General features: G+C 47.6%; 2 protein-coding genes. Both read right to left on the reverse strand.

The genetic code is table 11. The features are described 5' to 3' along the window. Positions 1-463 precede the first annotated feature (463 nt). On the reverse strand, positions 464-1,675 hold the full coding sequence (locus ENN47_00205) for a hypothetical protein (GenBank protein ID HDP76612.1): 1,212 nt from the start codon (positions 1,673-1,675) through the stop codon (positions 464-466). Between the two features lie 55 nt (positions 1,676-1,730). Continuing rightward, the coding region (locus ENN47_00210; GenBank protein HDP76613.1) for an NDP-sugar synthase at positions 1,731-2,189 on the reverse strand (459 nt) is incomplete at its 5' end.

Consider the following 2,189-nt stretch of genomic DNA (forward strand, 5'->3'; position numbering starts at 1 on the left):
GGATATCTCGACGCAATGAAGACTTTCGGTGTTCTGGGAGGCTCAAGATACTTCATATTTGGAGAAGACGATCCGTTAAGAAATCATTTCTTGTCGCTCGACAGCGGCTCTAGAATAGAAGCATTGCGATTACTCGGGCTCACCGGAGTCGAGGGTGAAACTGCAGAATACCATTACTATCGGGAGTTCATCCCCTGGCTGGAAAGCATTGTGAAGCAGCCCTACTCGAGAACCTGTCATCTCGTTACCGGAATGCTCGAAGAGATGGCTTCTTTTCTCCAGGTCGAGAGACTGGTTCCCTACTCGCCTTCATCTCTTATGTTTGAAGTCATTAGGGCGTTCAGCGCAGAAAACTTCCAGAGCGAACGGGATCTCATGTACATGACCAGATACAAGAAACTCTTTGCTTTTCTCGAATTCATAGACAGTCAGAAGCCTTTCGCAGCCGAACCTTCTCTCGAGTTTAGATCCTTTGCAGAAGAGTTTCAGGAGTCTGTTGGACTTTTGGAACGAATTTGCTTGCAGCAATCCCGTATATCTCACTGAGTGAAAGCGGTCTCTTCAGCAGGCTCTTTCCGTAGACTATGTAATGTTTGTACTCCTTGCCTCCGGCACGCCGGGCATTTGCGATCATCGTTGCGTTTATTGAGCTGATCGACGATCCTTCGATTTCTTTGAAACCCATATTCTGGATATTTCTGTACGCTCTCAAGAACATAGCCGAGGGCACGCCCTTGTTTCTGAAATCGGGAACGACAAAGAGTATCGCCGCTCTTACCCGCACAAGAGATTTTCTCTTGCTCAGCAGCTTATACCAGCCAAAGGGAAGTAGCTTGCCGTCAATCTCGCGAATGAGAGGGCTGAAGTCCGGCAGCGCTACAAAGTAGCCTATTGGCCTTTCTCCTGATCTCGCGATGATGACCATTCTCTGATCTGCAACTGTCCTAAGCATCTTAGCCATATCACAGAGTTCTTCAAAAGTGGGAGGAAGAACATCCTCTTCCCACTTCGGGATTGATTCCTCCATTATCTTTTGAAGATCTGCGACGACTTCCTTAAGCCGCTTGAAATCGGCCTCTTCGACGTGAAATCCGTAGCGATCCATAGCGATCTCGGTAAACTTTATCTCGCGCTCGGATATCACGTGCTCGAGATCGTATCTGAATGCAAGGTATTTCAAGTAGATATCGAAGTCTTCAAAAAAGTCAACATAGTAGGGGGGATTGTAAGGCAACATAACGGTAGGCGGATCTTCGAAGTTATCTACCAGCAGCCCTCTATAATCGTCGCCGTTAGTGGGGGAAACAGGTCCCTTCAGGTACTTCATGCCCTTGCTCTTTGCCCAGCTTTCTGCCGTTCTCAGAAGTGCCTCTGCAACTAGCTTATCGTTGACAGATTCAAAAAGAGTGAAGTATGCATGCTCCACGGACTTCTCGCGGTTCATAACCTGTTCTATGCCCACGGCGATCCTTCCCACCGCACTACTTCCGTTCTTTGCCAAAAAGAAATCGTGAGGACCGTTCGCAAGAAGCTGTGAGCTCTTGCTTTTCAACACTGCCTTTATTTCATGGCTTAGAGGAGGTACCCAGAGGGGGTAATCGCGGTATAGTCTCCTTGGAAGCTCAATGAACTCTTTCCTCTCCTGCCGGCTCTTGACTTTGACAATCTTCAAAATTAGCAACTCCTAGAAAAAACCTATGGACAATTCTAGCACGATAAAAGAATCCTCTCTACCCGGCAGGGGAAATGCCTTCAGAAGCTCTGACATCAGAGACGTAATTGCTTAGATTGGAATTAAGAATTCCTCCCCCGCTTCCATCTGTTCCTACGTAATATTCCGGAGTAATCAGAAGATTCTTTCCCTTGAAGCCAGGCTTAATTCTAGTATAGTCGCCGACATACACATTGCTCAGCTCGACTCCTTCGCCAATTCTGCAGTTTGCCCCTATCATTACCGGCCCTTCCAGTTTCACATTTTTTTCAACTATTGAACCAGCCCCAACATATACCGGCGTAATGATCTTCATGCTCTTCTCGAGAACCGAGCCAGCGCCTCTCCAGAGACCTTCGGTCACTTCTCTTCCGGAAGGTTTGAAGCCCTTTATCCTTCCTTCAAGTGCCATACCGAGTATCTCGAGGTAATCGGAGTTCCTTCCGATGTCATACCAGTCTATCTTCGTGTCGAGCGA

Source organism: Mesotoga infera (genome assembly GCA_011045915.1).
Taxonomy (GTDB): Bacteria; Thermotogota; Thermotogae; order Petrotogales; family Kosmotogaceae; genus Mesotoga; species Mesotoga infera_D.